This is a genomic window from Cellulosimicrobium arenosum, from assembly GCF_014837295.1.
Lineage (GTDB): Bacteria > Actinomycetota > Actinomycetes > Actinomycetales > Cellulomonadaceae > Cellulosimicrobium > Cellulosimicrobium arenosum.
Genome location: NZ_JACYHB010000005.1, coordinates 153233 through 177714 on the forward strand (window position 1 = coordinate 153233; position 24482 = coordinate 177714).

Annotated in this window: 18 protein-coding genes; 9 read left to right on the forward strand and 9 right to left on the reverse strand. The window is 75.1% G+C overall.

Annotated elements, in window-relative coordinates; genetic code table 11:
• Positions 1-26 precede the first annotated feature (26 nt).
• The 3 genes from manA to IF651_RS08250 form a co-directional block, all read right to left on the reverse strand.
• Positions 27-1325 (reverse strand): mannose-6-phosphate isomerase, class I, encoded by a 1299-nt coding sequence (gene manA, locus IF651_RS08240; protein WP_191828622.1) that lies wholly within the window; start codon positions 1323-1325, stop codon positions 27-29.
• Between the two features lie 10 nt (positions 1326-1335).
• Positions 1336-2808 carry an NCS2 family permease gene (locus tag IF651_RS08245; protein WP_191828623.1) on the reverse strand — a complete coding sequence of 491 codons (1473 nt, stop codon included), beginning with the start codon at positions 2806-2808 and terminating at the stop codon, positions 1336-1338.
• 62 nt (positions 2809-2870) lie between these two features.
• Positions 2871-4334: a sugar transferase gene (locus IF651_RS08250; protein ID WP_191828624.1), complete on the reverse strand. Its 1464-nt coding sequence runs from the start codon at positions 4332-4334 to the stop codon at positions 2871-2873.
• A 388-nt stretch (positions 4335-4722) separates the two neighbouring features.
• Between IF651_RS08250 and IF651_RS08255 the strand changes: the two genes are divergently transcribed.
• Complete coding sequence (locus IF651_RS08255) at positions 4723-5016, forward strand: DUF2530 domain-containing protein (protein WP_191828625.1); 294 nt, start codon at positions 4723-4725, stop codon at positions 5014-5016.
• Here IF651_RS08255 and IF651_RS08260 read toward each other — a convergent pair.
• The 4 genes from IF651_RS08260 to IF651_RS08275 all read right to left on the reverse strand — a co-directional run bounded on the left by IF651_RS08260 (position 4959) and on the right by IF651_RS08275 (position 10251).
• Positions 4959-8195 carry an ATP-binding protein gene (locus tag IF651_RS08260; protein WP_191828626.1) on the reverse strand — a complete coding sequence of 1079 codons (3237 nt, stop codon included), beginning with the start codon at positions 8193-8195 and terminating at the stop codon, positions 4959-4961. The two genes, IF651_RS08255 and IF651_RS08260, sit on opposite strands and share 58 nt — an antisense overlap.
• Positions 8192-9034 (reverse strand): DUF3027 domain-containing protein, encoded by an 843-nt coding sequence (locus tag IF651_RS08265; protein WP_191828627.1) that lies wholly within the window; start codon positions 9032-9034, stop codon positions 8192-8194. Before IF651_RS08265 ends, IF651_RS08260 begins: the two co-directional genes overlap by 4 nt.
• A 2-nt stretch (positions 9035-9036) precedes the next feature.
• Complete coding sequence (locus IF651_RS08270; RefSeq protein WP_338403848.1) at positions 9037-9420, reverse strand: cold-shock protein; 384 nt, start codon at positions 9418-9420, stop codon at positions 9037-9039.
• 114 nt (positions 9421-9534) lie between these two features.
• Complete coding sequence (locus IF651_RS08275; protein ID WP_191828629.1) at positions 9535-10251, reverse strand: TetR/AcrR family transcriptional regulator; 717 nt, start codon at positions 10249-10251, stop codon at positions 9535-9537.
• 118 nt (positions 10252-10369) lie between these two features.
• On the opposite strand from IF651_RS08275, the gene IF651_RS08280 reads away from it, so the two are divergent.
• The 5 genes from IF651_RS08280 (at position 10370) to IF651_RS08300 (ending at position 20016) form a co-directional block, all read left to right on the forward strand.
• Positions 10370-11305 (forward strand): NAD-dependent epimerase/dehydratase family protein, encoded by a 936-nt coding sequence (locus IF651_RS08280; protein WP_191828630.1) that lies wholly within the window; start codon positions 10370-10372, stop codon positions 11303-11305.
• Between the two features lie 103 nt (positions 11306-11408).
• Positions 11409-13907, forward strand: coding sequence for a helicase-associated domain-containing protein (locus tag IF651_RS08285; protein WP_191828631.1), 2499 nt, complete (start codon positions 11409-11411; stop codon positions 13905-13907).
• Between the two features lie 44 nt (positions 13908-13951).
• Positions 13952-15631: a DNA repair helicase XPB gene (locus IF651_RS08290; RefSeq protein ID WP_191828632.1), complete on the forward strand. Its 1680-nt coding sequence runs from the start codon at positions 13952-13954 to the stop codon at positions 15629-15631.
• 246 nt (positions 15632-15877) lie between these two features.
• The gene (locus IF651_RS08295) at positions 15878-18103 is read left to right on the forward strand and encodes an adenylyl cyclase (protein WP_241744242.1); all 2226 of its coding nucleotides are present in this window, start codon (positions 15878-15880) and stop codon (positions 18101-18103) included.
• A gap of 119 nt (positions 18104-18222) precedes the next feature.
• Positions 18223-20016: a TPM domain-containing protein gene (locus IF651_RS08300; protein ID WP_191828633.1), complete on the forward strand. Its 1794-nt coding sequence runs from the start codon at positions 18223-18225 to the stop codon at positions 20014-20016.
• A gap of 82 nt (positions 20017-20098) precedes the next feature.
• On the opposite strand, the gene IF651_RS08305 is transcribed toward IF651_RS08300, so the two are convergent.
• Positions 20099-20845 carry a type 1 glutamine amidotransferase gene (locus tag IF651_RS08305; protein ID WP_191828723.1) on the reverse strand — a complete coding sequence of 249 codons (747 nt, stop codon included), beginning with the start codon at positions 20843-20845 and terminating at the stop codon, positions 20099-20101.
• A 165-nt stretch (positions 20846-21010) separates the two neighbouring features.
• On the opposite strand from IF651_RS08305, the gene IF651_RS08310 reads away from it, so the two are divergent.
• From IF651_RS08310 to IF651_RS08320, 3 genes are read left to right on the forward strand one after another with little or no spacing between them, the layout of a single operon-like run.
• The gene (locus IF651_RS08310) at positions 21011-21787 is read left to right on the forward strand and encodes a CHRD domain-containing protein (protein ID WP_191828634.1); all 777 of its coding nucleotides are present in this window, start codon (positions 21011-21013) and stop codon (positions 21785-21787) included.
• Positions 21787-22473 carry a class F sortase gene (locus tag IF651_RS08315; protein ID WP_191828635.1) on the forward strand — a complete coding sequence of 229 codons (687 nt, stop codon included), beginning with the start codon at positions 21787-21789 and terminating at the stop codon, positions 22471-22473. The genes IF651_RS08310 and IF651_RS08315 overlap by 1 nt, the downstream gene beginning before the upstream one ends.
• A 26-nt stretch (positions 22474-22499) precedes the next feature.
• Positions 22500-23114: an NYN domain-containing protein gene (locus IF651_RS08320; protein ID WP_191828636.1), complete on the forward strand. Its 615-nt coding sequence runs from the start codon at positions 22500-22502 to the stop codon at positions 23112-23114.
• Here the strand turns inward: IF651_RS08320 and IF651_RS08325 are convergent.
• Positions 23105-24376 carry a DNA glycosylase AlkZ-like family protein gene (locus IF651_RS08325; protein ID WP_191828637.1) on the reverse strand — a complete coding sequence of 424 codons (1272 nt, stop codon included), beginning with the start codon at positions 24374-24376 and terminating at the stop codon, positions 23105-23107. The genes IF651_RS08320 and IF651_RS08325 overlap by 10 nt on opposite strands.
• Between the last annotated feature and the right edge of the window lie 106 nt (positions 24377-24482).

Consider the following 24482-nt stretch of genomic DNA (forward strand, 5'->3'; position numbering starts at 1 on the left):
CCAGGACGGCGGGCCGCGGCGGAGCGTCAGGGCACGTACGCGACGACGAGCCTGCCCGGACCGCGCGCTGTCAGCGCCCCGGCCGCGTGCGGGACGAACACGGACCCGCCGCGCCGCATCGGCTGCAGCGCCTGGCCCGCCGACGGTGCGGCCGCGGCCAGCACCGGCTCGCCCTCGAGGCACAGCACGAGGCGCGGGCCGGCGTCGGGCAGCGTGACGGTCTCGCCCGCGCCCACGACCGACGTCTGCAGCGCGAACTCCGCCACGGGCGGGCGGTAGGTGACCGTCCCCGACGCGGCGTCCGTCACCACGCGCGGGCGCGCGGCCGGGCCGGGTGCGCACGTCGCGCACTCGAGCAGGGCGTCCACGTCCACGAGCTTGCTCGTGAGTCCGGCGCGCAGCACGTTGTCCGAGCTCGCCATGACCTCGACCGCGCACCCCGACAGGTAGGCGTGCACGTGACCGGACGGGACGAACATCGACTCACCCGGGGCGAGCGACACGCGATTGAGCATGAGCGAGACCAGCGCGCCGGGATCGCCCGGGTGCTGCTCGGCGAGCACGAGCACGGTCACGTCCCCGCGCACCGAGGGCGAGAGCCCGGCCTCGTGCCGCGCCCGCACGGACGCGACGGACCGCGCGAGGTCGGCGGCGACGTCGGGCGACGTCCGTGCGTGGAGCGCGAGCGCGAACGCCTCGCGCAGGCCGGCCTCCGTGGGCCGGGCCGCGACCGCCGCACGCATCCTCGCCGCGAGGTCGCCGTCGAGCCCCTCGAGCAGACGCAGGAGCCGCACCGGGCGGCGGAACCCCGAGAGGCCTTCGAAGGGCGTCAGGGCGACCACCATCTCGGGCTTGTGCTGGTCGTCGTGGAAGCTGCGCGCCGGCGAGTCGCGGGGCACGCCCGAGCGGTTCTCCCGGTTGAAGCCGGCCCGCGCCCGGTGGGGGTGCGGGTGGACCTGCAGCGACAGCGCGCGCTCGGCCGCGAGGACCTTGAAGAGGTACGGCAGGCGCGGACCGTACTCGTCGAGCACGCGCCGCCCCAGCACCGCGAGGGGGTCCGCGCGGATCAGGTCCACGAGCGTCGTGCCCCGCGCACCGTCCTGAGGGCGGCCCGACCCTGCGGCCTCGCCCGGCGCGCACACCCGGGACGGCGCGAGCGGGTGCGCACCCATCCACAGCTCGGCCGCCGGGCGACCGTCGGCATCGAGACCGAGCAGCTCCTGGATCGCGGCGCGCGAACCCCAGTCGTACCGCTGGATCGTGTTGTGCAGGAGCGAGAACGGTGCGGTCCCGGCTCCGGGGGCGTCCTCTGCGGTGTTCGGCATCCGGCGCACCCTAGACGCCGAGGGCGTCCTGGATCGGTCCGAGAAGGAAATAGACGACGAACATCACGGACGCGACCCACATGAGCGGGTGGATCGCCCGCACCTTGCCGAGCGCGAGCTTGATGAGCACGAACGCGAGGAAGCCGACGCCGATGCCGTCGGCGATCGAGTAGGTGAAGGGCATGACGACGATCGTGAGGAACGCCGGGATCGAGATCTCCACGTCCTTCCACGAGATGCCCGCGACCTGGGTCATCATGAGGAACCCGACGAAGACGAGGGCCGGCGCCGCTGCCTCGTAGGGGACCAGCGCGACGAGCGGCGAGAGGAACGTCGCGAGCAGGAACGCCACACCGGTGACGACCGAGGCCAGGCCGGTCCGGGCCCCCTCCCCCACGCCGGTCGTCGACTCGACGAAGCTCGTGTTGGAGGACACGGAGCCCGCCCCGCCGGCCGCGGCCGCGATCGAGTCGACGACGAGGATCGCGCGCGTCCGCGGCGGGTTGCCGTCCGCGTCGAGCAGACGCGCCTCGGCACCCACCGCGACCATCGTGCCCATGGTGTCGAAGAAGTCGGCGAGCAGGAGCGAGAAGATCAGGAGCACCACGGTGACCGTGGCGATGTTCTCGAACGAGCCGAGGAGCGAGAACTGACCGATGAGCCCGAAGTCCGGGACGTCGACGACACCCGTGTAGGTCGGGGCGTTGAGGTTGAACCCGTTGGGGTTGGACCCGTCCGGGGCCTTGGCGCCGATGTGCAGCGTGTTCTCCAGCACGACGGCGAGCGCGGTCGCGGTCAGGATCGCGACGAGCAGCGCACCGCGCACCTTGCGGACCCACAGCACGATCGTCAGGACCAGGCCGACGACGAACACGAGGATCGGCCACGTGCCGAGGTTCCCGAGCGCGAGCAGCGTCCCCTCGCCCGCCGTGACGAACCCGGCGTTCACGAGGCCGATGAGGGCGATGAAGAGTCCGATGCCCACGCTGATGGCGGTCTTGAGGCCCACCGGGACGGCCTTGAAGACCGCCTCCCGGAAGCCGGTGAGGACCAGGACCAGGATGATCACGCCCTCGATGACCACGAGGCCCATCGCGTCGGCCCAGGTGACGCCGGGGAGCGACGCGATGGAGTAGGCGACGACGGCGTTGAGCCCCAGCCCCGTGGCGAGGCCCAGCGGGAAGTTGGCGAACACGCCCATCGCGATGGTCATGACCCCGGCGACGAGCGCCGTCGCCGCGGCCACCTTGCCGAAGTCCGGCTCGGCGCCACCGCCGAGGAACGCGCCCGTCCCGTCGGGGACCGTACCGATGATCAGGGGGTTCAGCACGATGATGTACGCCATCGCGAAGAAGGTGACGAGGCCGCCGCGGAGCTCGGTGGCGATCGTGGAGCCGCGCTCGGTGACCTTGAAGAACCGGTCGACGGCGCTGGGCGCGGGCGGACGCTCGGGAGGTGCGTCCTGGACGGGTGTGCTCGACATGAGGCAAATGCTGCCAGACGCTCGTCACCGCGGTGTAACGGCCGCGCGGGTCGACGGTCCGGTCAGTAGGCCCCGGCGCCGCCGACGACTGCTCGAGCGGTGCGGGCGAGGATCAGGAAGTCGCCGAACACGGTCCAGTTCTCGACGTAGTACACGTCGAGCCGCACGCTCTCGTCCCAGGACAGGTCGGAGCGACCGCCCACCTGCCACAGACCGGTCAGACCGGGCTTGACCAGCAGCCGGCGCCGCACGTTCGACTCGTAGCGGCTGACCTCGCTGGGCAGCGGCGGGCGCGGCCCGACCAGGCTCATGTGGCCGCGGAGCACGTTGAACAGCTGCGGCAGCTCGTCGAGCGAGTAGCGCCGCAGGACCCGTCCGACACGCGTGACGCGAGGGTCCTCGCGGACCTTGAACAGCAGCCCGGAGCCGTCGTTCCGTTCTCCCAGCACGTCTACCTCGCGGTCGGCGCCGACTCGCATGGAACGGAACTTGTACATCGGGAAGACGCGCCCGTTGCGGCCCACCCGCTCCTGGCGGAAGAGGACGGGACCGCGGCTGGTGAGACGGACCGCGAGCGCGACCCCCACGAGCACCGGCAGGAGGACGAACGTGAGCAGCGCGGCACCGATCCAGTCCGTGGCCGTCTTCACGGCGAACTTGGGCCCGGTGAACCGCGGCGCGTCGACGTGGAGCAGCGCGACGCTCTCGGCCGGCGTGATGGTGATGCGCGGCCCTGCCACGTCGGCGAGCTCGGCCGTGAGCATGAGGTCGACGCCGGACGGCTCGAGCTCCCACCCGAGGCGGCGCACGACGTCGGCCGTGATCGCGTCGGACCCGGACACCGCGACGATGTCGGCGCCGACGCGCGCGGCGACGTCGCCGGCATGGCGCAGCTCGCCGAGCACGGGGACCCCGCGGATCTCCTCCCCGGCGTCCACGGCACCGCTGGAGACGCAGACACCGACGACGCGGTACCCGGACTCCTGGCGGTCGTTGAGGTCCCGGATGAGACGCTCGGCCTGCTCGCGGTGCCCGATCGCCAGGACGGCGGAGCGGGCACGCCCGCGGCCGCGCTCACGGTGCAACCACTGGCGCCAGGTGTACCTGCTCACGAGCAGACCGGCGAGCCCCACGGGGAACGCGAACGCGAGATAGCCGCGCGCCTCCGGGAACCGCAGGAGGAACGCCAGGACCGCGAGCAGCGCGAACAGCCGCCAGGTGGCGTCGAACACGCGGTGGTACTCGGTCGGGCCGCTGCCCATGACCCGTGCGTCGCGGGTCCGGGTCGCGGCGAGAGACAGCAGCCAGGCGCCCCCGACGAGCAGGCTCAGCACCGTGTACGGGACGGCGAGGTTCGACCGGACCGGCTCGGTCGCGTACGGCTCCCACCGCAAGAAGTAGGCCACGGTCACGGCGACGGCCACGGCGGCGGTGTCGGTGACCACCAGGCCACGCCGGTACGCGACGTCCCAACCCTGTGCCGCGAACGCCTCGCGTGCCGCACGCACCCGCGCCGCGGGCGACATGGGCCACCCGCTCCGGCGGCGGGGCCTCACGTCCTGCACGACAGTGTGGGACACGCGTCCACCTCCGACCGGCTGCTCGTCTTGATCCATTCCCTGCATGGCCACTCATCCTAGGGTTGCCGTCCTCGCCGGAACGGGGATTCCGAGGGTTTCACCCGGGTGAGATGAAACCTTCACCAGCACGTCGCCCTGGGGACAGAAACCCTTGTGCTGCCAACGCTTTCCGCGGTAACGGAGCGATGTCGACAAAACACCTGGACGGATGTCCATCTTTTGACGTCTGATTGCCTGAAGTGCCCTCTCGGAACACTGCACACCATCAGAGACGGGGCAGGGTCCTCGACATGACGCGACCACCGGGTGAAAACACCGGCGCTACGATGCCGGGGTGGCCTCGATCGTCTCGCTCCTGCTGCACCCCGAACGTCGTCGGGCGGCCCCGCCGCTGCGCGTCGACCTCCGGCGCGTGATCCTCGGGGGCATCGCGGCCTGGGTGTCCGGCCTCGTCGTGGCCGCGGTCCTGCTCGCCACCGGCATGACCACCTCGCGGGGGGTCGCGACGTGCGCGGTCGGGATCGTGCTCGGCGGCGTCGGCCTCCTCTGGGAGCGCACGCACCGTGACGACTACCTCGCCCCCGTGCCCGGTGAGCCCGGGGAGCCCTCGGAGACCGGCCGGGGCTGAACCTCCCACGCGGTCGCCGCGAGCAGCGTCTCGGCGTCGTCCGGACTGCGCAGCACGGCGGCGACCAGGTGCCGGCGTCCGTAGCGTCCCGCCGCCGCGGCCAGCGCCTCCGCCAGACCGTCCTGGTCCGTGGCGTGCACGCGCGCGTCCGCGCCCGACCGCTCGACCCACCACGGCACACGCACACCGTCGACGCGCAGTGCCTCGTGGCGGAACCACACGGCAGCGACCGGTCCGACGACCCGCCCCGCGGCGTCCGGCACCGGGATCGCCTCACCGACGCTCTCCGGGGCGGGCGCGTCAGCGGGCACCACGTCCAGGTCGAGGAGGTCGGCGACGTCGTCCAGCAGGGCGGCTGGAGCAGGGACCACCGGGCGCAGGGGGGTCCACATCGGGTCGGGCGCGACGACCGCGTCCTGCGCCGCGACGACACGGACGCCGTTCTCGGTCAGAGCGGGCAACCGGTCGGGCGGCGGGTCGAGCACCTCCCCCGCGGCGGCGAGCGTCACGAGCGCGTGCCACAGCTCCAGGGCGTCCTCGGCGCCGACCGGAGCGCCCACGTCCGCGACGGCGTCGAGCACGCCCGGCCAGGCGCCCGGCGCGACGCCCCCCAGGCTCGCGACCCCGCCGACCGCAGCGAGCACCCGGTCGTCGACGCCCCGGGCGTCGGCCACGGCACGCGGCGCCGCCGGGAGCCAGGGCACCTGACCGAGGGCGAACGGTGCGCCGAGCTCGGTCCGCAACCACCACGAGGTGTACGACGTCGCGACGATGCCCCGGCCCTCCGCCCGCACGGGGTCGAGCAACGCCGAGCGGAGGTCCGGCCGGCCGGCGATGCGCTCGAGCGCGGCCGGCCACGCGTCGTCGTGCACCGCGTCGAGGTCCGCGACCGCCGGCACGTCACCGACGTGCACGCCGGGGCCCAGCACGTCCGCGAGGTGCTCCAGGTAGCCCGCCCAGTCGGAGAGCCAGCCCTCCGCGGCGTGGGGGTCCAGGTCCTCGTCGACTCCCGTCAGCGGGGTGACGACGTCGCGCACCACGTGCACGACCGGCTCGGTCACGACCCCGAGCGCGCGCAGCGTCGCGACGCCCCAGCGGTCCACGACCTCGGGTGCGACGACGTCCAGCCCGTCCAGCACCTCGTCCGCCCACGTACCGGCCAGCACGCACCCGCGCGCCGCGACGAGGTCGCCGCCCGTCGTCCGCAGCGGGATCTCTCCCCACCAGAACGGAAGTCGCAGGTCACCCTGCGCGTCCTCGCCGGCGACGACGTCGGACACGAACCCGACCAGGGCGTCGGTGTCCGGCTGCTCGCCGTCGTCCGCGGCGCGCGCGGCGGCGAGGGCCCGCTCCCGCAGGGCGGGCTCGCCCACGAGCCCGCGCAGCGCCACCGGGCGGGCACCGAGCCGCTCCAGCACGGGGTGCGCCGCCCGCGGGTCGACGACGCGCAGCCCCAGGTCCGCGAGCCTCCGGGCCGCGGCGACCGCCCGGTCGTCGTCGCCCGGGTCCGCGAGGACGACCAGGCCACGTGGACCCCGGACGGTGCGCCCGTCGACGAGCAGCACGGGCAGGGCGCCCAGCGCGTCGCGCACGTCGGCGTCGTGCACGTGCGGCGCGAGCGCCCCGTACAGCTCCAGGAGGCGGGCGACGCCCGTGTCCGTCCCTGCGCCCGGGAGCTGCTCGACGACGTCGGCCAGGTCGAGGACCTCGACGCCCAGCGAGCGCGCCACGGAGAGCAGGTCGGCGGGCACGTCCACGAGGTCCGCGACGCCGAGCGTGCGCCGTACCGCCGGGTCGGCCCCCACCGGCCCGGGCACCACGCACGCCTGCTGCGGCGTGACGAGCCCGGTCGTCCCCCGGCCCGGGGACCCGGGACCGAGGGCCTCGTCCGTGTCGTGGAGCCCGCCGTCGCTCTCGGGAGGCGGCACGAGCGCACCGGGTCCGTCGACGAGCGGGACGATCGCGGTGCGCGAGAGCGCGGACAGCGCCGCGTCGCGGACCGCCGCGTCGACCACGCCGGCGGGCAGGCCGGTCGGTACGAGTCCGAGCGTGCGCGGCCCGAGCGCGGGCGCACGGGCAGCGACCAGCCGCGCGTACGCACGTCCCGCCTCGCGCGCGACCAGATCGGTCGTCGGGCCGGGCGGCACGTGTCGCCGTGACGGGTCGAGCGGGAAGGACGCGAGGAGGAGCGCGGGGAACGTGAGCGGCTCGTCGGTGGGCGTCGGGGCGTGCAGCACGCCGGCGGCGGGCGGGCGGGAACCGTCGCGAGGCGTCGCCCACGCGACGGACCACCGGTCGCGACGGCGGTCCTCGACCGGCAGGCTCGCGCGGGTCCCCGCAGGCACCTCGCCGGCCGCGCGGACCACGACCCAGCGCTCCTCGACGTCGGCGAGCCGACGCTCGTCGCCGTCGACGACCGTGATCTCCTGCAGGCCGGGCAGCGCGAGCAGGAGCACGTCGTCGACGCCGGCGAGCTGGGCCCGCACGGCCGCGAGCGCCACGTCGTCGCGCAGCTCGAGCTCGACGACCGTGGCCCAGCCGGCCCCGCCGCCGGCAGGGGCCTCGGGGACGGGGACGCGGACCGACGCCGGGAAGGGCAGGCGCAGCACCGGCAGCCGGTCACCGCGCGAGGCGACCGTGCGCGCGAGACCGGGCCGGTCCGCGGTGATCGTCGCGAGCTCGGCGCGCGTGCGTTCGAGCGACATCTCGACGGCACGCTCTCGCGCCCCGATACGGATCACGTCCGCCACCGAGCGCAGCGCCGCGAACCCGGTGCCGAACCTGCCCACGGCGCCGTCGCCCACGGCGCCCCCGGGCTCGTCGTCGCCACCGGGGCGCGCGCCGTCGAGAGGGCGGGACGACGCGGAGGCGCGCATGGCCGCGAGCGAGGCGACGCCGGCCGCGTCCAGCGGTGCGCCGGTGTTGGCCGCGCGCAGCACCCAGGGCCGATCGGGCGCCGAGGGCGCGTCGAGGCTCAGGCGCAGGCGTCCCGGGCCGCCCGCCCGCAGTGCCGCGTCGGCCGCGTTCTGCGCGATCTCGACGACCACCCGGTCACGGTAGGAACCGTGCGCGTGGTCCTCCTCGGTGTTGGAGTCCTCGCGCAGCCGGGTCGGCGACGAGCTCCACGCCTCCAGGGCCGAGCGCCGCAACGCCGCCGTCCCGAAGACGTCGTGCGTCACGCCTCGGGCTCGGCGGCGGGGTCGGTCGTGGTGTCGCGCGCCGCGTCCTGCAGCATCGAGACGATCTCGAGGTGGAGGTCGTCGACCAGCGGATCGGGTTCGGGCCAGTCGGTGCGCGCGGCCGCGACATCGGTCTCGGAGTGCGCGCCGCACCCGTGGTCGAGGCTCACGACCTTGCCGTCGTCGGGCGACCACTCGTTCGTGCAGACGCCGAAGACCTGGCCGAGGGCTCCCTGCAACGGGACGAGGAAGCCGCACGAGCTGCACTCCGAGTCGGCCGCGACCGCGCCGCGCGCCGTCGGGCCGTGGGAGCCGCGGTACCAGCGCTCCGCCGCCTCGTCGCGGCCCTGCGGCGACAGCACCCGGGTACGCGCGAGCGCGAGCTCGTCGATCGCGACCGCGTCCTGCTCCTCGTCACCGGTCGGCACGTAGCCGGGCTCGAGGCGCGGGTCGTCGGACCGGAACGGCAGGACGTCGCCGGGCCCGACGTCGCCCGGCCGCAGCCGGTCGGACCACGGGAGCCACTGCGGGGCGAGCAGCGCGCCCTCGCCGGGCAGCAGCTCGACCTCGCACACCGTCGCGGTGCGGCCGCGCGGCACGCGTGCCACGGTCACGGTCCAGTGCCAGTCGCGGTAGCCGCGCATCGTGCACGCGAACCGGTGCGAGATGAGGCGGTCCGCCTCCGCGACGGTGCCCAGGTGCTCGCCCACGTCCTGCGGGTTCTCGGCGACCTCCTCGGCGGCCGCACGAGCGAGGTCGACCGCCTTCGTCAGGACGGCGTCGCGGGCGGCTCGGGCGGACACGCCGCGAGCGCGGTCGGTGGCGGCGACGGTGGGCATGCTCAGACCTCGATCTCGTCCGCGACGGCGCGCAGGACCAGGGCGACCTTCGTCGCCCTGGCCTTCTCCGGGTAGCGCCCGCGCCGCAGGCCGTTGCCCACGTCGTCGAGCTCCTTGATGAGGTCCTCGACGATGACGGCCATCTCGTCGGCGGAGCGGCGCTTGGCGCGCACGACCGACGGGGCCGGGTCGAGGAGCGTGACGGCGAGCGCCTGCGGGCCGCGCCGGCCGTCGGCGACGCCGAAGTCGACGCGGGCACCCGGCTTGGGTGCGGGCGCGTCGGCGGGCAGCGACGACGCGTGGAGGAAGACCTCTCCGCCGTCGTCGTTCGCGATGAAGCCGAAACCGCGTTCGGCGTCGAACCACTTGACCTTGCCGGTGGGCACGTGGACCTCGTTCGTGCTCGTAGGAACCAGAACCCACAGGTTACCGGCCCGACGGGCCGCACGTCGCATCCGCCCGTCACCGACGCCGTCACCACGGCCCGAGCGGCCAGGCGCCTACCGCGCGACCACGCCGAGGTCGGCCCCGACCCGCAGGGCGACGGCGTCGAACCACCGCGGACCGTCCGCGACCGTCTGCTCGAGGTGCCCGAAGAGCTCGAACGAGACGGTGCCGAAGAGAGCGGTCCAGGCGGCGAGCGTCCGCACGACGCCCTCGGTCGGGGCGTCGGGAGCGACGAGACCACGGGCGGCGGCGTAGGTGCGTGCCGGGACGACCAGGTCGGCGGCGTCGGCGGCACCCGGGGGCCCAGGGACGGGGGTCGCACCGCGCGACCAGGCGTCGCCGGCGAGGCCGACGAGCACCCGGACGACCCGGGTCGCGGGCTCGACGGTGTCACGCGGGGCGGCGTAGCCGGGGATCGGGGTGCCGTAGAGCAGCGCGAACTCGCCAGGACGTCCGACGCACCAGGTCCGGAGCGCGCGGCACGCGGCGAGCCAGCGGCCCTCGAGGTCGTCGCGCGGCACGGCCGCCTCGGCGCGCTCCACGGCGCTGCCGAGCTCGTCGTAGCACGCGACGAGCAGCGCCGTCAGGAGCGCTTCGCGGCTCGGGAAGTAGCGGTAGACGGCCGACGACACCATGCCGACGTCGCGCGCGACCGCGCGCAGCGACAGCGCCCCCGGGCCGTCGGTGGAGAGCCGCACCCGGGCGGCGTCGAGGATCTCGCGCGTCACGGTCTCCCGTGCCAGGGCGCGCGCCGAACGAGGGGCGGTCATGCACCCAGCGTGCCATGTGAGATCGCTGCACTCAACACAGAGCAGTGCTCTTGTCTCGGCGCCGGGAGCGTGCGAGGCTGTCCCGAGTGAGAGCACCGCTCTCGGAACAGGAGTCCTCATGACCGGCAGCATCCCCACCGACCGCCACCTCGTCGTCGGCGCAGGCCCCGTCGGCCGGCACGTCGCGGCGCTGCTCGCCGAGCGCGGGTCGGACGTCACCGTCGTCACGCGCAGCGGGCGCGACACCGGCATCCCGGGCGTCCAGCACGTCGCGCTCGACGCGTCCGACGCGGACGCGCTCAGCCACGCCGCCGACGGCGCCGCGGTCCTCTACAACTGCGCCAACCCGACCGACTACACGCAGTGGGAGAAGGTCTGGCCGCCCCTGGCCGCCGCCCTGCTCACCGCCGCCGAGCGCAGCGGGGCGGTCTACGCGATCACCGGCAACCTCTACCCCTACGGTCCGGTCGACGGCCCCATGACCGAGGACCTGCCCGACGCCGCGACCGACCACAAGGGCGTGCTGCGCGCCCGGCTCTGGGCCGACGCGCTCGCGGCGCACCGCGCCGGTCGGCTGCGAGCCGTCGAGGTGCGCAGCTCCGACTTCGTCGGCCCGGGCGTCGGGGCCAACGGCCACGTGTCCCGGGTCGTCCCGGCCGCGTCCCGCGGGCGGAGCGTGACGATGATCGGCCGCACCGACCAGCCGCACACCTTCACCGACGTGCGAGACACCGCGCGCACGCTCGTCGCCGCCGCCCAGGACCCGGGTGCGCACGGACGGACCTGGCACACGCCGAGCAACCCCGCGCGCACGCAGGAGGAGGCGCTCACCGACGTGCTGGCGAGCGTGGGCCTCGCACCGGTCAGGGTGCGGTCGCTGCGCGGGGCGGCGCTCGCCACCGCAGCCGTCGTGTCGCCGCTGCTGCGCGAGCTCCGCGACCTGGCCTACCAGTGGGAACGCCCCTACGTCCTGGCCGACGCCGCGGCGCGCGCACGGTTCGGGATCGGCCCGACCCCGTGGGACGAGGTCTGCCGCCGGACGGCACGCGGCTGACCGCTCGGACCGACCGCCCCGCCCACCGCGGGAGGCCCCGCCCGACCGCGACCGAGGAGCACGCTCCCGGGGCCGGCGGCCCGGGGCGCGTAGCATCGGACGGATGTCCACCTCCGCACCGCGCCGCACCGCGTCGTTCAGCGAGACGCTGCTCTCGGGCGACGACGAGCGGCTGGTCACGCTGCTGGCGCGCCGACCGGACCTGGCGACCCCGGCGCCGTCGAGCCTGCTGTCGCTCGTGGCCCGCGCGTCGAGCCGGACGAGCCTCGAGCGCGCGCTGGCCGGGCGCGACGCGCTCGAGCTCCAGGTCCTCGAGACCGTCCTGGTCCTCGACCCGGTCTCCGGCCCCGTGCCGGTCGACGCCGTCGCGGGCGCGCTGGGGACGGACGACGACCCGCAGCCCGCGGCCCGCGCGCTCTCCGTCCTCGAGGAGCACGCGCTCGTCTGGACCCCCGGCGGCCCGCCGGGCACGGCCTTCCGCCCCGCTCCTGGGCTGGCCGAGATCCTCGGACCCTATCCGGCCGGCCTCGGACCGACGGGTGGCCCCGACGACCTCGCCCTCCCCTTCTCCCTCCCGGCGGACGCGCCACCCGGCGCGGCCGCGGTCCTCGACGCCCTGGCCTGGGGACCGCCCGTCGGCGTCGCACCCCGCTCGGACCCGGCGGCGCGACGCGCGGTGAGCTGGCTCGTCGAGCACGGGCTGCTGCACGCGACCGACGACCGGCACGTCGTCCTTCCGCGCGAGGTGGGCCTCGCGCTGCGCGGCGGGCGCACGCACCGCGACGTGCGGACCGCGCCGCCCGTCCCGGACGGCCCGGTGCTCGGCGCCGCGACGGTCGACGCCGAGTCGGCGACCGCAGGGCTCGAGGTCGTGCGCCTGGTGGCGAGGCTCGTCACGACGTGGCCGGAGGCGCCACCCGGCATCCTGCGCTCCGGCGGCCTGGGGGTGCGCGACCTGCGACGCGCCGCCGCCACCCTGGAGGTCGACGACACCACCGCGGTGGCCGTGGTCGAGCTGGCCGCCGCCGCAGGGCTCGTCGCCGACGACCGGGACGACCCGCCGTCGTTCACGGCCACGGACGCCGCCGAGGACTGGCTGGGCGACGGGCTCGGCGAACGGTGGGCCGCGCTCGCGCGGGGCTGGTCGCGCTCGCGACGCACACCGTGGCTCGTCGGCAGCCGCGACGAGAAGGGGGCGCTGCGCTCCGCGCTCGACCCCGAGCTGTGGCGGCCCTGGGTGCCACGGCTGCGCACCGCGGTGCTCGACGTGCTCGCCGACGCACCGGGTCGCGGTCTGCGGCCAGACGACGTCGTCGCCGCGCTGCGGTGGCGCACGCCGCGCGCGGTCCCGCCCGAGCAGGCGGTGGTCGGGCTGCTGCGCGAGGCCGAGCTGCTGGGCGTCACCGGTGCCGGCGCGATCTCCACGCCAGGCCGCGCACTGCTCGCCGAGCACGACACCGACCCGGCCGCGGGGCCGAGCGCGCCCCGGGAGTCCCCGGCCGGGCCCGCCGAGGCCTTCGCGTCCGTGCTGCCCGCGGCGGTCGACGAGCTCCTGCTCCAGGGCGACCTCACCGGGATCGTCCCCGGCCGGCCGTCGGCGGCGCTCGAACGTCTCGTCGAGGTCGCGGCGGACGTGGAGTCGCGCGGAGCGGCGACGACCGTGCGGTTCGGCGCCGCGTCGGTCGTCCGTGCGCTCGACCACGGACGCACGGCCGACGACCTGCTGACCGAGCTCGCCGCACACTCGCGCACGCCGGTCCCCCAGCCGCTCGAGTACCTCGTGCGCGACACCGCGAGGCGGCACGGGCGGGTGCGGGTCGGCGCGGCCTCGAGCTACGTGCGCGCCGAGGACCCGGCCCTCCTCGCCGGCCTCGTCGAGGCGGCCGCGCTGCGTCACCTGGGTCTCGTGCAGATCGCACCGACCGTGCTCGTCGCGGCCGTCCCGGCGGGCGAGCTGCAGGCCGCCCTGCGCGAGCGCGGCGTCGTCTCCGCGGTCGAGGGACCGGACGGGCGGGTCCTCGTCGCGGACGGCACCCGGCGCCGACGGGCGCCGGACGGGCCGGGACGCACCGTCGTCGGGCGACGACGCCGGCCGGGGCAGCCCGACGGGCGGGCCGCCGGAGCGGGTCCGGGCACCGACGGTGCGGGGCGTCCCGCGCGGAGCGCCGAGCTCGTCGCGCGCCTGCGCGCGGCGGACCGTGCGGACCGCGACCCCACGCCCGCGACGGCCGACGACGACGGGCCCGCCGCGCCGGGCGCACCGCGCGCGGGGCTCGCCGCACGGACCGGCCCCCCAGGTGCCCCCACGGCCGACGGGGCGCCGGGCCCCGCGGCGTCGGGCCCGGAGGACGACGTCCCGGCCCCGGCGGGCACGCGTGGAACAACCGACCCGGTCGGGGCGTTGGGGCTGCTGCGCGAGTCGATCGCGGACGGCACGATGGTCTGGTTGGAGGTCGTCGGCACGGGCGGCTTCCCCACCCGGCGGCGCGTCCGTCCCCTCACGCTCGACGCCGGTCGCCTGCGGGCGCAGGACCCGGCCCGCGACGCCGAGCTCACGGTCGCCGTGCACCGCATCGCCTCGGTCACCCCTGACCAGCCGTGACCAGTCCCGTCCAGCCCTGACCAGCCCTGCACCCAAGGAGCCCCATGACCGACGGCCCTCTCATCGTGCAGAGCGACAAGTCGCTCCTGCTCGAGGTCGACCACCCGCGCGGCGGCGACGCCCGGCGCGCCATCGCCCCGTTCGCCGAGCTCGAGCGCGCACCCGAGCACGTCCACACCTACCGGCTCACGCCGCTCGGGCTGTGGAACGCGCGCGCCGCGGGCCACGACGCGGAGCAGGTCGTCGACACCCTCATCGAGTACTCGCGCTACCCGGTGCCGCACGCCCTGCTCGTGGACATCGCCGAGACCATGTCGCGCTACGGGCGGCTCACGCTCGCGCAGCACCCCACGCACGGTCTCGTCCTCGAGGCGACCGACCGGGCCGTGCTCGCCGAGGTGCTCAAGTCCAAGCGGACCGCGGGCCTGGTGGGTGAGCGGGTCGACGACCTCATGGTCGTCGTGCACCCCTCCGAGCGCGGCCACCTCAAGCAGGTGCTCGTCAAGCTCGGCTGGCCCGCGGAGGACCTCGCCGGCTACGTCGACGGCGAGAAGCACGAGATCTCGCTCAGCCCGACGACGCCGCCGCGCGTCGAGGGCGGGGAGCCGAAGCCGTGGGAGATGCGGCCGTACCAGGCGCAGGCCGTGGACGGTTTCTGGCACGGCGGGAGCGGTGTCGTCGTGCTGCCGTGCGGGGCCGGGAAGACGATCGTCGGTGCCGGGGCGATGGCGAAGAGCGGCACCACGACGCTCATCCTCGTGACGAACACCGTCAGCGCGCGCCAGTGGCGCGACGAGCTCGTGCGTCGCACGAGCCTCACCGACGACGAGATCGGCGAGTACTCGGGCGCGCGCAAGGAGGTCAAGCCGGTCACGATCGCGACGTACCAGGTGCTCACGACCAAGCGGAAGGGCGTCTACACGCACCTCGAGCTGCTCGACGCGCGCGACTGGGGCCTCGTCGTGTACGACGAGGTGCACCTGCTGCCCGCACCGATCTTCCGCATGACCGCGGACCTGCAGGCGCGGCGCCGGCTGGGCCTGACCGCGACGCTCGTGCGCGAGGACGGTCGCGAGGACGAGGTGTTCTCGCTCATCGGTCCCAAGCGCTACGACGCGCCGTGGAAGGACATCGAGGCGCAGGGCTACATCGCCCCGGCGGACTGCGTCGAGGTGCGGCTCACGCTCCCCGAGTCGGAGCGCATGACCTACGCGGTGGCCGAGCCGGAGGACAAGTACCGGCTCGCGGCGACGGCGGCGGGCAAGAACCGGGTCGTCGAGCGGATCGTCGCCCAGCACCCGGACGACCAGGTGCTCGTCATCGGTCAGTACCTCGACCAGCTCGAGGAGCTGTCGAACCACCTGGACGCGCCGCTCATCACGGGCGCGACGACGGTGCGCGAGCGCCAGCGCCTGTTCGAGGCGTTCCGCTCGGGCGAGATCTCGCGTCTCGTGGTCTCCAAGGTCGCGAACTTCTCGATCGACCTGCCCGAGGCGTCCGTGGCGATCCAGGTCTCCGGCTCGTTCGGGTCGCGCCAGGAGGAGGCGCAGCGGCTCGGCCGCGTCATGCGACCCAAGGCGGACGGGCGCACGGCGCACTTCTACGCGGTCGTCTCCCGCGACACGGTGGACCAGGACTTCGCCGCGCACCGGCAGCGGTTCCTCGCCGAGCAGGGCTACGCGTATCGCATCGTGGACGCCGAGGACCTGGGCGTCGAGGCCTGACCGCCGGTGGGGCCGGCGCGTGCCGTCGGCCCCACGGATCGTTGCCAGCACAGGGCGGCACCGCTTTCCGACAGCGGTCGTGACTACCCGTCCGCGTGGGAACGCTCTCACGCGCGATGCGAGAGCGCTCCCAGAACTGCTGACAAGGTGGTCAGTGATCGCCTATGCTCCCCGCACCGACGCGATGTCGCGCCGGTGCCGTCGCGCCATGGGCGCCGGCAACACTGTTCGAAGGAGAGCACCCCTGTGACCCTCTCGACCCGAGACACGCCCCGCGCCCTCGCGGTGGCTCCCGACGCCCGCGGGCACGGCGTGCGCGCCGTCGTCGCCGCGGCCGGCGCCGCCGCGGTCGCCCTGACAGGCATCGCCCTGGCAGCTCCCGCGACCGCCGCGACCGACCCCGACCTCGGACCCAACGTCACCTTCATCGACGAGTCCTGGTCGGTCGACGAGATCAACACCTACCTCGCGTCGATCAACGACGAGGCGGAGTTCAGCCAGGACCGCCACGCCGTGTTCTTCGAGCCAGGCGTCTACGGCTCGGCGGCCGGGCAGGACGACCCCACCACCGCGACCGGCATCGTCAACCAGGAGATCGGCTACTACACCGCGATCGCGGGCCTGGGCGCCCAGCCCGGCGACGTGCTGATCAACGGTGCGCTGAGCGTCCAGCCCGTCGTCTCGTGCCCGAACAGCCCGTGGGCCTGCCAGGACCCGGGCTCCCTCACGCGCTTCTGGCGCTCACTGAGCAACGTCGCGATCAACCCGATCCAGCGTCCCGTCGACGAGGACGTCACCCGGCCCTTCCCCGCCGGCTCGACGGCCCCGCACCAGATGCGCTTCGCCGTCTCGCAGGCCGCGCCCATGCGCCGCGTCGACATCCGCGGAGACCTGACGGTCTTCGGCGCGTACGGCGAGTACGCGTCCGGCGGCTACCTGGCGAACTCGCGCGTCGGCGGGACGCTCGTCACCGGCTCGCAGCAGCAGTGGTTCACGCGCAACTCCGAGGTCGGCACCTGGGACGGCGGCGTGTGGAACATGGTCTTCGCGGGCGTCGAGGGCGCCCCGGCCACCGACTTCGGCCCCAAGACCGACGGCACGGTCGGCGTCAAGACGACGCTCGACGAGACCCCGGTCAGCCGCGAGGCGCCGTTCCTGTTCCGTGACGGCGAGGACCTCGCGGTGTTCGTGCCGAACGCGCACACCGACACCCGCGGCGTGGACTGGTCCACGGATGCCGGGTCCGGCACCACGCACGGCCTCGACGAGTTCTACGTCGCCCACGAGGGCGACACCGCGGCCGAGATCAACGCCGCGCTCGCGGGCGGCAAGAACCTGCTGCTGACCCCCGGCGTGTACGCGCTCGACGAGGCCATCCACGTCGACAACCCCGACACCGTCGTGCTCGGCCTCGGCTACGCGTCGCTCGCACCCCAGACCGGCGACGCAGCGCTCGAGGTCGGCGACGTCGCCGGCGTCAAGATCGCGGGCATCACCGTCGACGCCGGCCCGGTCAGCTCCGACGTCCTCGTGCGCGTCGGTCCGGCGGACTCGCACGAGTCCGACGCGTCCGACCCCACCACGCTCACCGACGTGTTCGTCCGTATCGGCGGCCCGTGGGTCGGCAAGGCCGGGACCAGCATCGAGGTCAACAGCGACGACGTCCTGCTCGACCACATCTGGGCCTGGCGCGCGGACCACGGCAACGGCGTCGGGTGGGACGTCAACACCGGCGCGCGGGGCGTCGTCGTCAACGGCGACGACGTGACCGCGACGGGTCTGTTCGTCGAGCACTACCAGGAGAACCAGACCGTCTGGAACGGCGAGCGCGGCCAGACCGTGTTCTACCAGTCCGAGATCCCCTACGACCCGCCGAGCCAGGCCGCCTTCATGGACGGCGACCGGAACGGGTGGGCGTCCTACCGCGTGGGTGACGACGTCCAGGAGCACCAGGCCACCGGCCTCGGCGTCTACTCGTTCTTCAACCAGGGCGTCGACGTGCGCGTCGACAGCGCCATCCAGACCCCCGTCCGTGCGGGGGTGCAGTTCCGGTCGATGACGAGCGTCTTCCTCAACGGCTCCGGTGGCGTCAACCACGTCGTCAACGAGACCGGCGAGCCGGCCGTCGGGTCCTTCGCGTCGCCGCAGGTCGTCGCGTTCCCGACCGACCTGCCCGACGACCGCCCCACCGTCGACGCCCAGGCCACGACCCGGTGCCTGGCGGGCAAGGCGTACGTCGCCGTGCGCGCGCAGAACACGTCGGACGTGCCGGTGGACATCACGCTCAGCACGCCCTTCGGCTCGCGCACCGTCGCGGCCGTCGCCCCGGGCGGCAACGCCTACCAGTCGTTCGCGGCACGCACGACCGCCGTGGACGCGGGGACCGCGGGCGTGAGCGCCACCGGCGACCTCGGCTCGGGTCCGGTCACCGCCGACGTCGACGCGGAGTTCGCCGCCACCAGCTGCGGCTGACCAGCCGTCCGACGACCGGTCGACGAACAGGACGGGGCCCGTCCTCCCGCGGGAGGGCGGGTCCCGTCGCGTCGTGCCCCGCATTGCGGGCCGCGTGACCGTGCGGAAGTATTCCGCGCGTGCGCCCGGCCGAGCGATCCCGTGTCGTCTCCGGGTCCGCGCGCGCCCTGACGTGCGGGCTGCTCGCGTTCCTCAGCGCGGTCGGGGTGGCGCTCACCCCCGGCGTGGCGCACGCCTCGCCTCCGCCGGACGTCGTCGCTCGGGTCACGGACCCGGACGACGCGCTCGGCGACCGCGCCCCCGAGGTCGAGGACGCGCTCGAGCGCCTCGCGCGCGACACCGACGTGCGCCTGTACGTCGTCCTCGTCCCCACGTTCGACGGCATGGACGGCGTGGACTGGGCGAACGGGAGCGCGTCGGCGTCGGGGCTCGGCGTGGACGACCTCCTGCTCGCGATCGCGACCGACGAAGAACGGCACGGCCTGTCCGCCGACACCAGCGGCGTGCTGGGGGCGGCCGACGTCGAGCGCATCCGAGCCGCCGTGAGCGACCCGCTGCGCGAGCACGACTGGCCCGGGGCGGTGCTCGGTGCCGTGGACGCGACGCGCGCCTCCGTGGCCGGCGGCCCCTCGACGGTGACCCCTCGGCTCGTCACCGGCGGTGCCCTCGTCCTGGCCGCGGGAGCCGTGGCGCTGCTGGCGACGCTCCTGGCCCGACGCCGGACGCGCCGCGCCGGGTCGTCCCGCGCGGGCCGGTCCGAGTCCTCCGACCTGCCCCTCGCGGACCTGGAGCGCCGCGCGGACGCGGCACTCGTCGCGGCCGACGACGCCGTCCGTGCCCGGCGCGCGACCGCGGACGAGCTCGTCGCGGCACGGCACGCGATCGAGCAGGCGTGCGCACTGCGGCTGCGCCTCGAACGCCTCGAACGCCTCGAACGCCTCGAGCAGGAGCCGGGCCGTCCGACGGACCCGCGCGACCTGCTCGACCAGATCCTGGGCCTGTGCGCCACCGCGGCCGCCGCGGTGCCCGCCCCGCAGCCGCTCCCCCGCCGCGACGCGCGCACCCGTGGCCCCGCACTGCTCGACGCGGTCGACGTCGCGGCCCAGGACGTCCTCGACCGGGCGGGAGCGGCGCGGGACACGGACGCCACGCTCGGGGACACCTGGCCGAGCGACGCGCTCGCCGCCGTCGCCGAGAACCCCCTGCGGGCCGCCGACCTGGCCGACACGGCGCAGCAGGACGTCGACCGGGCCCGTGCGGAGATCGCCGGGAAGGGCCCCGCAGACATCGGGCGGCTGCTGCTGGCCGCGCAGGACGCGGTGACGCAGGCGCAGGTCCTGCTCGACGCCGTCGCGGACGCCGGCCCCGACCTCGCCGCCGCCCGCGCGGGGGTCGAGCGCGGGGTCCGGGCCCTGTCGACGGACGCCGCCCACGCCGCCCGCCTCGACGGCGGCGACCCCGCGGTGGCACGGGCCGTCGCGGCGGCCGAGGCCACTCTTGCCGACGTGGCGGCCGCCTCCGGGACCGGGCCGTTCGACGAGCTCACGCGCCTGGTCGACGCCGAGGCGGACCTGGACGCGGCGCTGTCGTCACGCCGCGATCCCCCGGAGCGCTCGGCCCGCGCCAACGCGCTGCTGCGCGAGGTGGTCGCGCACGTGCACCGTCGGCTGCGGGCGGCCGACGCCGTCGTCGCCGCCGGGCCCGCGACCGGTGTGGCAGCGCGGACCCGGCTGCGCGAGGCGTCCCGACTGCTCGACGACGTCCAGGAGGCGCGTTCGGGCGACCCGGCGACCGCGCTCTTGGTCGCGCGACGCGCGGACGGGCTCGCCGCGGAGGGGACCCGGCTCGCGGTGCAGGACGTGCTCACGCCTCCCGACGTCCGGCAGCAGGCCGACGGGAGCCCGGTGCCCTGACCGACGCGATCCCTCGGACCGAGTTAGCACTCGGGCCAGGGTGGCACTCGGGCCGGGGTGGCACTCGGGCCGAGGCGAACCTTCAGGCCGGGACGGCCCGCTGCGCGACGACGGCCTGGACCTGCGCGACGAACGCCTCGGCCAGACGACGGTTGCCCTCGGCGATACCGTCCGCGTGCGCGTCGTGCGCGGCGAGCACGTCGGCGGCGTCCACGTCGTCCGCTCGCTCGCACCACCGGGTGAGCAGCTCGCGGGACGCCTCGGGGTGGAACTGCACCCCGAGCGCCGATCCCACGCGGAACGCCTGGTAGGGGTACTGGTTCGAGGACGCGAGCCACACCGCTCCGTCCGGCAGGTCGACGACGGCGTCGGCGTGCGCGCTGGTCACGCGCTCCACCGGCGTCGCGGGCCCGTCGCTCGCAGCGAGCGCACCGAGCACCGGGTCCGCCGCCGCCTCGCGCCGCCAGAAGATCCGCGTCGTGCCGAGCTCGCGTCCCGGCGGCGGGGCGACGGCGACGGCGCCGCCCGCGGCCACGGCCAGGAGCTGGGCACCGAGGCAGACGGCGAGGGTCGGGACACCGGACAGGGCGGCGTCGTGCAGGAGCGCACGCACAGCGGGCAGCCAGGGTGCGCGTGCGTCGTCGTAGGCGGACGTGCCCCCGCCGAGGACGACGAGCCCGTCGCCGACCTCGCGGGCCGCAGGGACGGGTTCGCCGTCGTACGCACGCACGACCCGGAGGTCGGCGGCGAGCAGCTCCTGGAACCGGCCGATCGGCGCCTCGGGGTCGTTCTGGACCACCGTCAGGCGGACCGCGCTCTCGTCGTTCATGGTCACGACCGAGGACCGTAGGACTCCCCCCACCCCCCGCGCAAGTCCCCAGGTCGTTTCCTGACGGCGGACGACTTTCAGATTCCCACCCATCCGTTCTCCGCACCGCACCGAACCCCTGTCATGGTCGCGAGGCTCGCGGCCACGTCGAAGGGAGCATGACCCATGAGAAAGCGCACACGCACCGCCCTCGCGGTACCCGCCCTCTCGCTCGCCGCGGCTCTCGCCGTCGCGGGCCCGGCAGCGGCCGCGGACACCACCCAGGGCGAGCTGTCGCCCGTCCCCCTCAACGGCGCGGACGCGAGCGGGACCGCGATGGTGTGGGTCGACGGCACCACGCTCACCGTCGAGTTCGAGGCGGAGGGCCTGCTCGCGGACAGCCCGCACGCGGCCCACATCCACTACGCGGGCGCTGCCCGCCACGAGTGCCCGGCAGCGAGCGACGACGCGGACGGCGACGGCACCATCACGACCACCGAGGGTGGGCCGGCGTACGGCTCGGTCCAGGTCTCGCTCACCACCGAGGGCGACACCTCCCCCGACTCGGCCCTCGCGGTCGACCGGTTCGACGCTGCCTCCGGTGGCGACATCACCTACCAGCGCGGCTCCATCGAGGTGACGCAGGAGGTGGCCGACGCGCTCGCCGACGGTGAGGCGGCCGTCGTCGTGCACGGTGTCGACTACGACGGTGACGGCATGTACGGGGGCGACAAGATGTCCGACCTCGACCCGTCGCTGCCCGCCGAGGCGACCGACCCCGCGCTGTGCGGGATCATGACCGTCTCGCAGATGGCCGAGATGCCCGAGGGCGGCGTCCAGACCGGTAGCGGTTCCACCGCCGGTGTCGAGAACGTCGGGCTGATCGCCGGTGGCGCTGCCGCGCTCATCGCCGGTGGCGCGCTGCTGGTCCGCACCCGCCGTTCCGCTCGCGCGGAGCGCTGATGTCCGGCGACGCCCGGGTGCGCCGCGGCGTCGTCTCCGCCGCCGTCGTCCTCCTTCTCGGAGGGGGGACGGCGGTGGCCTGCGGGGTGGCCGAGCAGGAGCCCGGCCCGCCCGCGGTCCAGGAGTCGGCCGCCACGCCCGACAGCACCCCGGCACCCGAGCCGAGCGCGACGAGCTCGGCGACCGAGAGCCCGGAGCCCACCGAGGAGCCCGCCGAGGAGCCGGAGGAGGAGCAGCCGCTCCCCACCGCGGTACGCATCCCCGCGATCGACGTGGAGTCCGACCTGATCACGCTGGGGCGCGCGGACGACGGCACGATCGCCGTCCCCGAGGGCCCCGACGCCGACATGGCGGCGTGGTACGACGGGTCGCCCCGCCCCGGGGCGACAGGACCCTCCGTGATCGAGGGCCACGTCGACACCCAGAACGGGCCGTCGGTCTTCCACCAGCTCGCAGCCGTCGCTCCCGGCGACGAGGTCGAGGTGGACCGGGAGGACGGCTCGACCGTGACGTTCGTCGTCGAGGACGTGCAGGCCTTCCCCAAGGACGAGTTCCCGACGCTCGCGGTGTACCGCAACACGGACGACCCCGAGCTGCGCCTCATCACGTGCGGCGGGAGCATCGACCCCGCGACCGGGCACTACACGGACAACACGGTCGTCTCCGCCCGCCTCGCCGACGGGTGAGACGGGCCGCGGCTAGGCTGGCCGGCATGTCCGACCACGGCGCCGTCGAGCGCACCGCCGACCTGCAGGCCGCCACCGCGCCGCCGCGCCGCACCTACCTCGTCGTCGACGGGGAGAACATCGACGCGACGCTCGGCATGAACGTCCTGGGACACCGCCCCAACCCCGAGGAGCGGCCCCGCTGGGACCGGATCGTCGACTTCGCGCGCCAGGCGTGGGGGCAGGAGGTCACGCCGCTGTTCTTCCTGAACGCGACGTCGGGCCAGATGCCGATGTCGTTCGTGCAGGCGCTGCTCGCGATGGGGTACCGCCCCATCCCGCTCGCGGGGTCCGGCAACGAGAAGGTCGTGGACATCGGTATCCAGCGCACGCTGGACGCGATCGCGGACCGGCCCGGCGACGTCATGCTCGCCAGCCACGACGGCGACTTCCTCCCCCAGGTGGAGACGCTCCTCGGTGATGCCGACCGGCGGGTCGGGGTGCTCGCGTTCCGCGAGTTCGTCAACATCCGGCTCACGGAGCTGACGGCCCGCGGCCTCGAGGTGTTCGACCTCGAGGACCACGTCGGCGCGTTCACGACCGTCCTGCCGCGCGTGCGGATCATCCCGCTCGAGGAGTTCGACCCGGTCCGCTACCTCTGACCGGCGTACAGCTCGCGGTACAACGGCGTCGGGAACGACGCGGTCACGCCGTCGCCGCCGAGCAGGTGGGCGATCCGCTCACCCTCGGCGGCGACGCGTGCACGCGCGTCGGCGCCGACGTCCTCGAGCAGCCGGTACACGGGCTCCCCGCCCGGCCGCACGACCCAGGCGCCGACGATCCGCCCCTGCCACCAGATCGTCGCGCCCGCGTTGCCCGCGCGGTCGAACAGGGGCGCCCGGTGCGGGCCGAGGTACCAGTCGCGCTGCGTCCAGCCCATCGTCGTCGGGTCCAGGGTGGGTAGCAGCGCGACGTGACCCTCGACCGTGGCGGACGCCGCGGCGTCGGACATCAGGTCGAGCGTCACCTCCCCCGCCTCGCCCGCGAGCATGACCCCCGGCGCGACGGCGCTCTCCCCCTCCCCGTCCGGCGCGCCGACCTCCAGGTCCACCTCGCGCAGGTCGAGCGCGGCGAGCGCCGCGCGGGTCTGGCCGAGGTTCCAGCCCGTCCACCACTGCAGGTCGCGCTCGGTCGCGGGGCCGAACGCGGCGAGCCAGGCGCGGGCGAGCTCCACCCGCGCCGCGGCCTCGTCCAGCTCGGGGATGCCGCCGGGGAACCAGTCGGTCATGGGCGACCACAGGTGGCGGTTGGACGACCACGAGCCGCGCGGCTCGCCCCGGACCACCGACCCCTCCGCGGACAGCAGCGCCATGAGCTGGGACGTCATCGTCCGGCGCACGTCCCACGACTTGTCCGTCGTGGGCAGGAACGCGGTGCGCAGCGCGGGGACGGCGCGCGACAGGCTCGCGCCGTCGAGCGGGCCGTGGTCGGTGAGGGCGGTGTGCACCTGCTGCTCGGTCGCGGCGAGGAAGGCCGCGGCGTCGGGCACGGGCGGGTCCGTGGAGAGGGTGGCGAGCTCCTTGAGCAGCCGGGTCCGCAACCGGCGCGCGACGGCCGCGGCCGCCGCCGCGTGGACCACGGGGACCACGTCGCGTCGCACGACGAACATGGTGCGGCGCATGGCGAGCACCTTGACGACGGTGCGGCGGTCGTAGAGGGCGGCGCGGACGTCGTCGAGCGTCAGGCCGGGCACGCGCGCCAGGACGGACAGGTACACGCTCGGGGCGTCGGTCGCGTGCAGCGCGACGAGCCGGTCGACGACGTCCTCCACGTCCCGTGCGGCCGGGAGCCCCTGCTGGGCACTGCCGAGAGCGAGCTGCCGCGAGACGAGCACGAGACGCCGCTGCCCCACCGAGATCCGCACGCTCTCATCCTGCCGCCCAGAACCCACGCCCGCGAGAAGTGAGCTTCTCGGCCACGGGTGACCACCAGGGGATGGAGGTGGTTCCCAGGCGGTTCTCAGTGTTCGT

Coding starts and splice junctions, on each gene's coding strand:
- manA (WP_191828622.1), bottom strand. CDS start 1,325: ATGCCGAACACCGCAGAGGACGCCCCCGGAGCCGGGACCGCACCGTTC.
- IF651_RS08245 (WP_191828623.1), bottom strand. CDS start 2,808: ATGTCGAGCACACCCGTCCAGGACGCACCTCCCGAGCGTCCGCCCGCG.
- IF651_RS08250 (WP_191828624.1), bottom strand. CDS start 4,334: ATGTCGCCCGCGGCGCGGGTGCGTGCGGCACGCGAGGCGTTCGCGGCA.
- IF651_RS08265 (WP_191828627.1), bottom strand. CDS start 9,034: ATGCCCACCGTCGCCGCCACCGACCGCGCTCGCGGCGTGTCCGCCCGA.
- IF651_RS08275 (WP_191828629.1), bottom strand. CDS start 10,251: ATGACCGCCCCTCGTTCGGCGCGCGCCCTGGCACGGGAGACCGTGACG.
- IF651_RS08280 (WP_191828630.1), top strand. CDS start 10,370: ATGACCGGCAGCATCCCCACCGACCGCCACCTCGTCGTCGGCGCAGGC.
- IF651_RS08285 (WP_191828631.1), top strand. CDS start 11,409: ATGTCCACCTCCGCACCGCGCCGCACCGCGTCGTTCAGCGAGACGCTG.
- IF651_RS08290 (WP_191828632.1), top strand. CDS start 13,952: ATGACCGACGGCCCTCTCATCGTGCAGAGCGACAAGTCGCTCCTGCTC.
- IF651_RS08305 (WP_191828723.1), bottom strand. CDS start 20,845: ATGAACGACGAGAGCGCGGTCCGCCTGACGGTGGTCCAGAACGACCCC.
- IF651_RS08310 (WP_191828634.1), top strand. CDS start 21,011: ATGAGAAAGCGCACACGCACCGCCCTCGCGGTACCCGCCCTCTCGCTC.
- IF651_RS08315 (WP_191828635.1), top strand. CDS start 21,787: ATGTCCGGCGACGCCCGGGTGCGCCGCGGCGTCGTCTCCGCCGCCGTC.
- IF651_RS08320 (WP_191828636.1), top strand. CDS start 22,500: ATGTCCGACCACGGCGCCGTCGAGCGCACCGCCGACCTGCAGGCCGCC.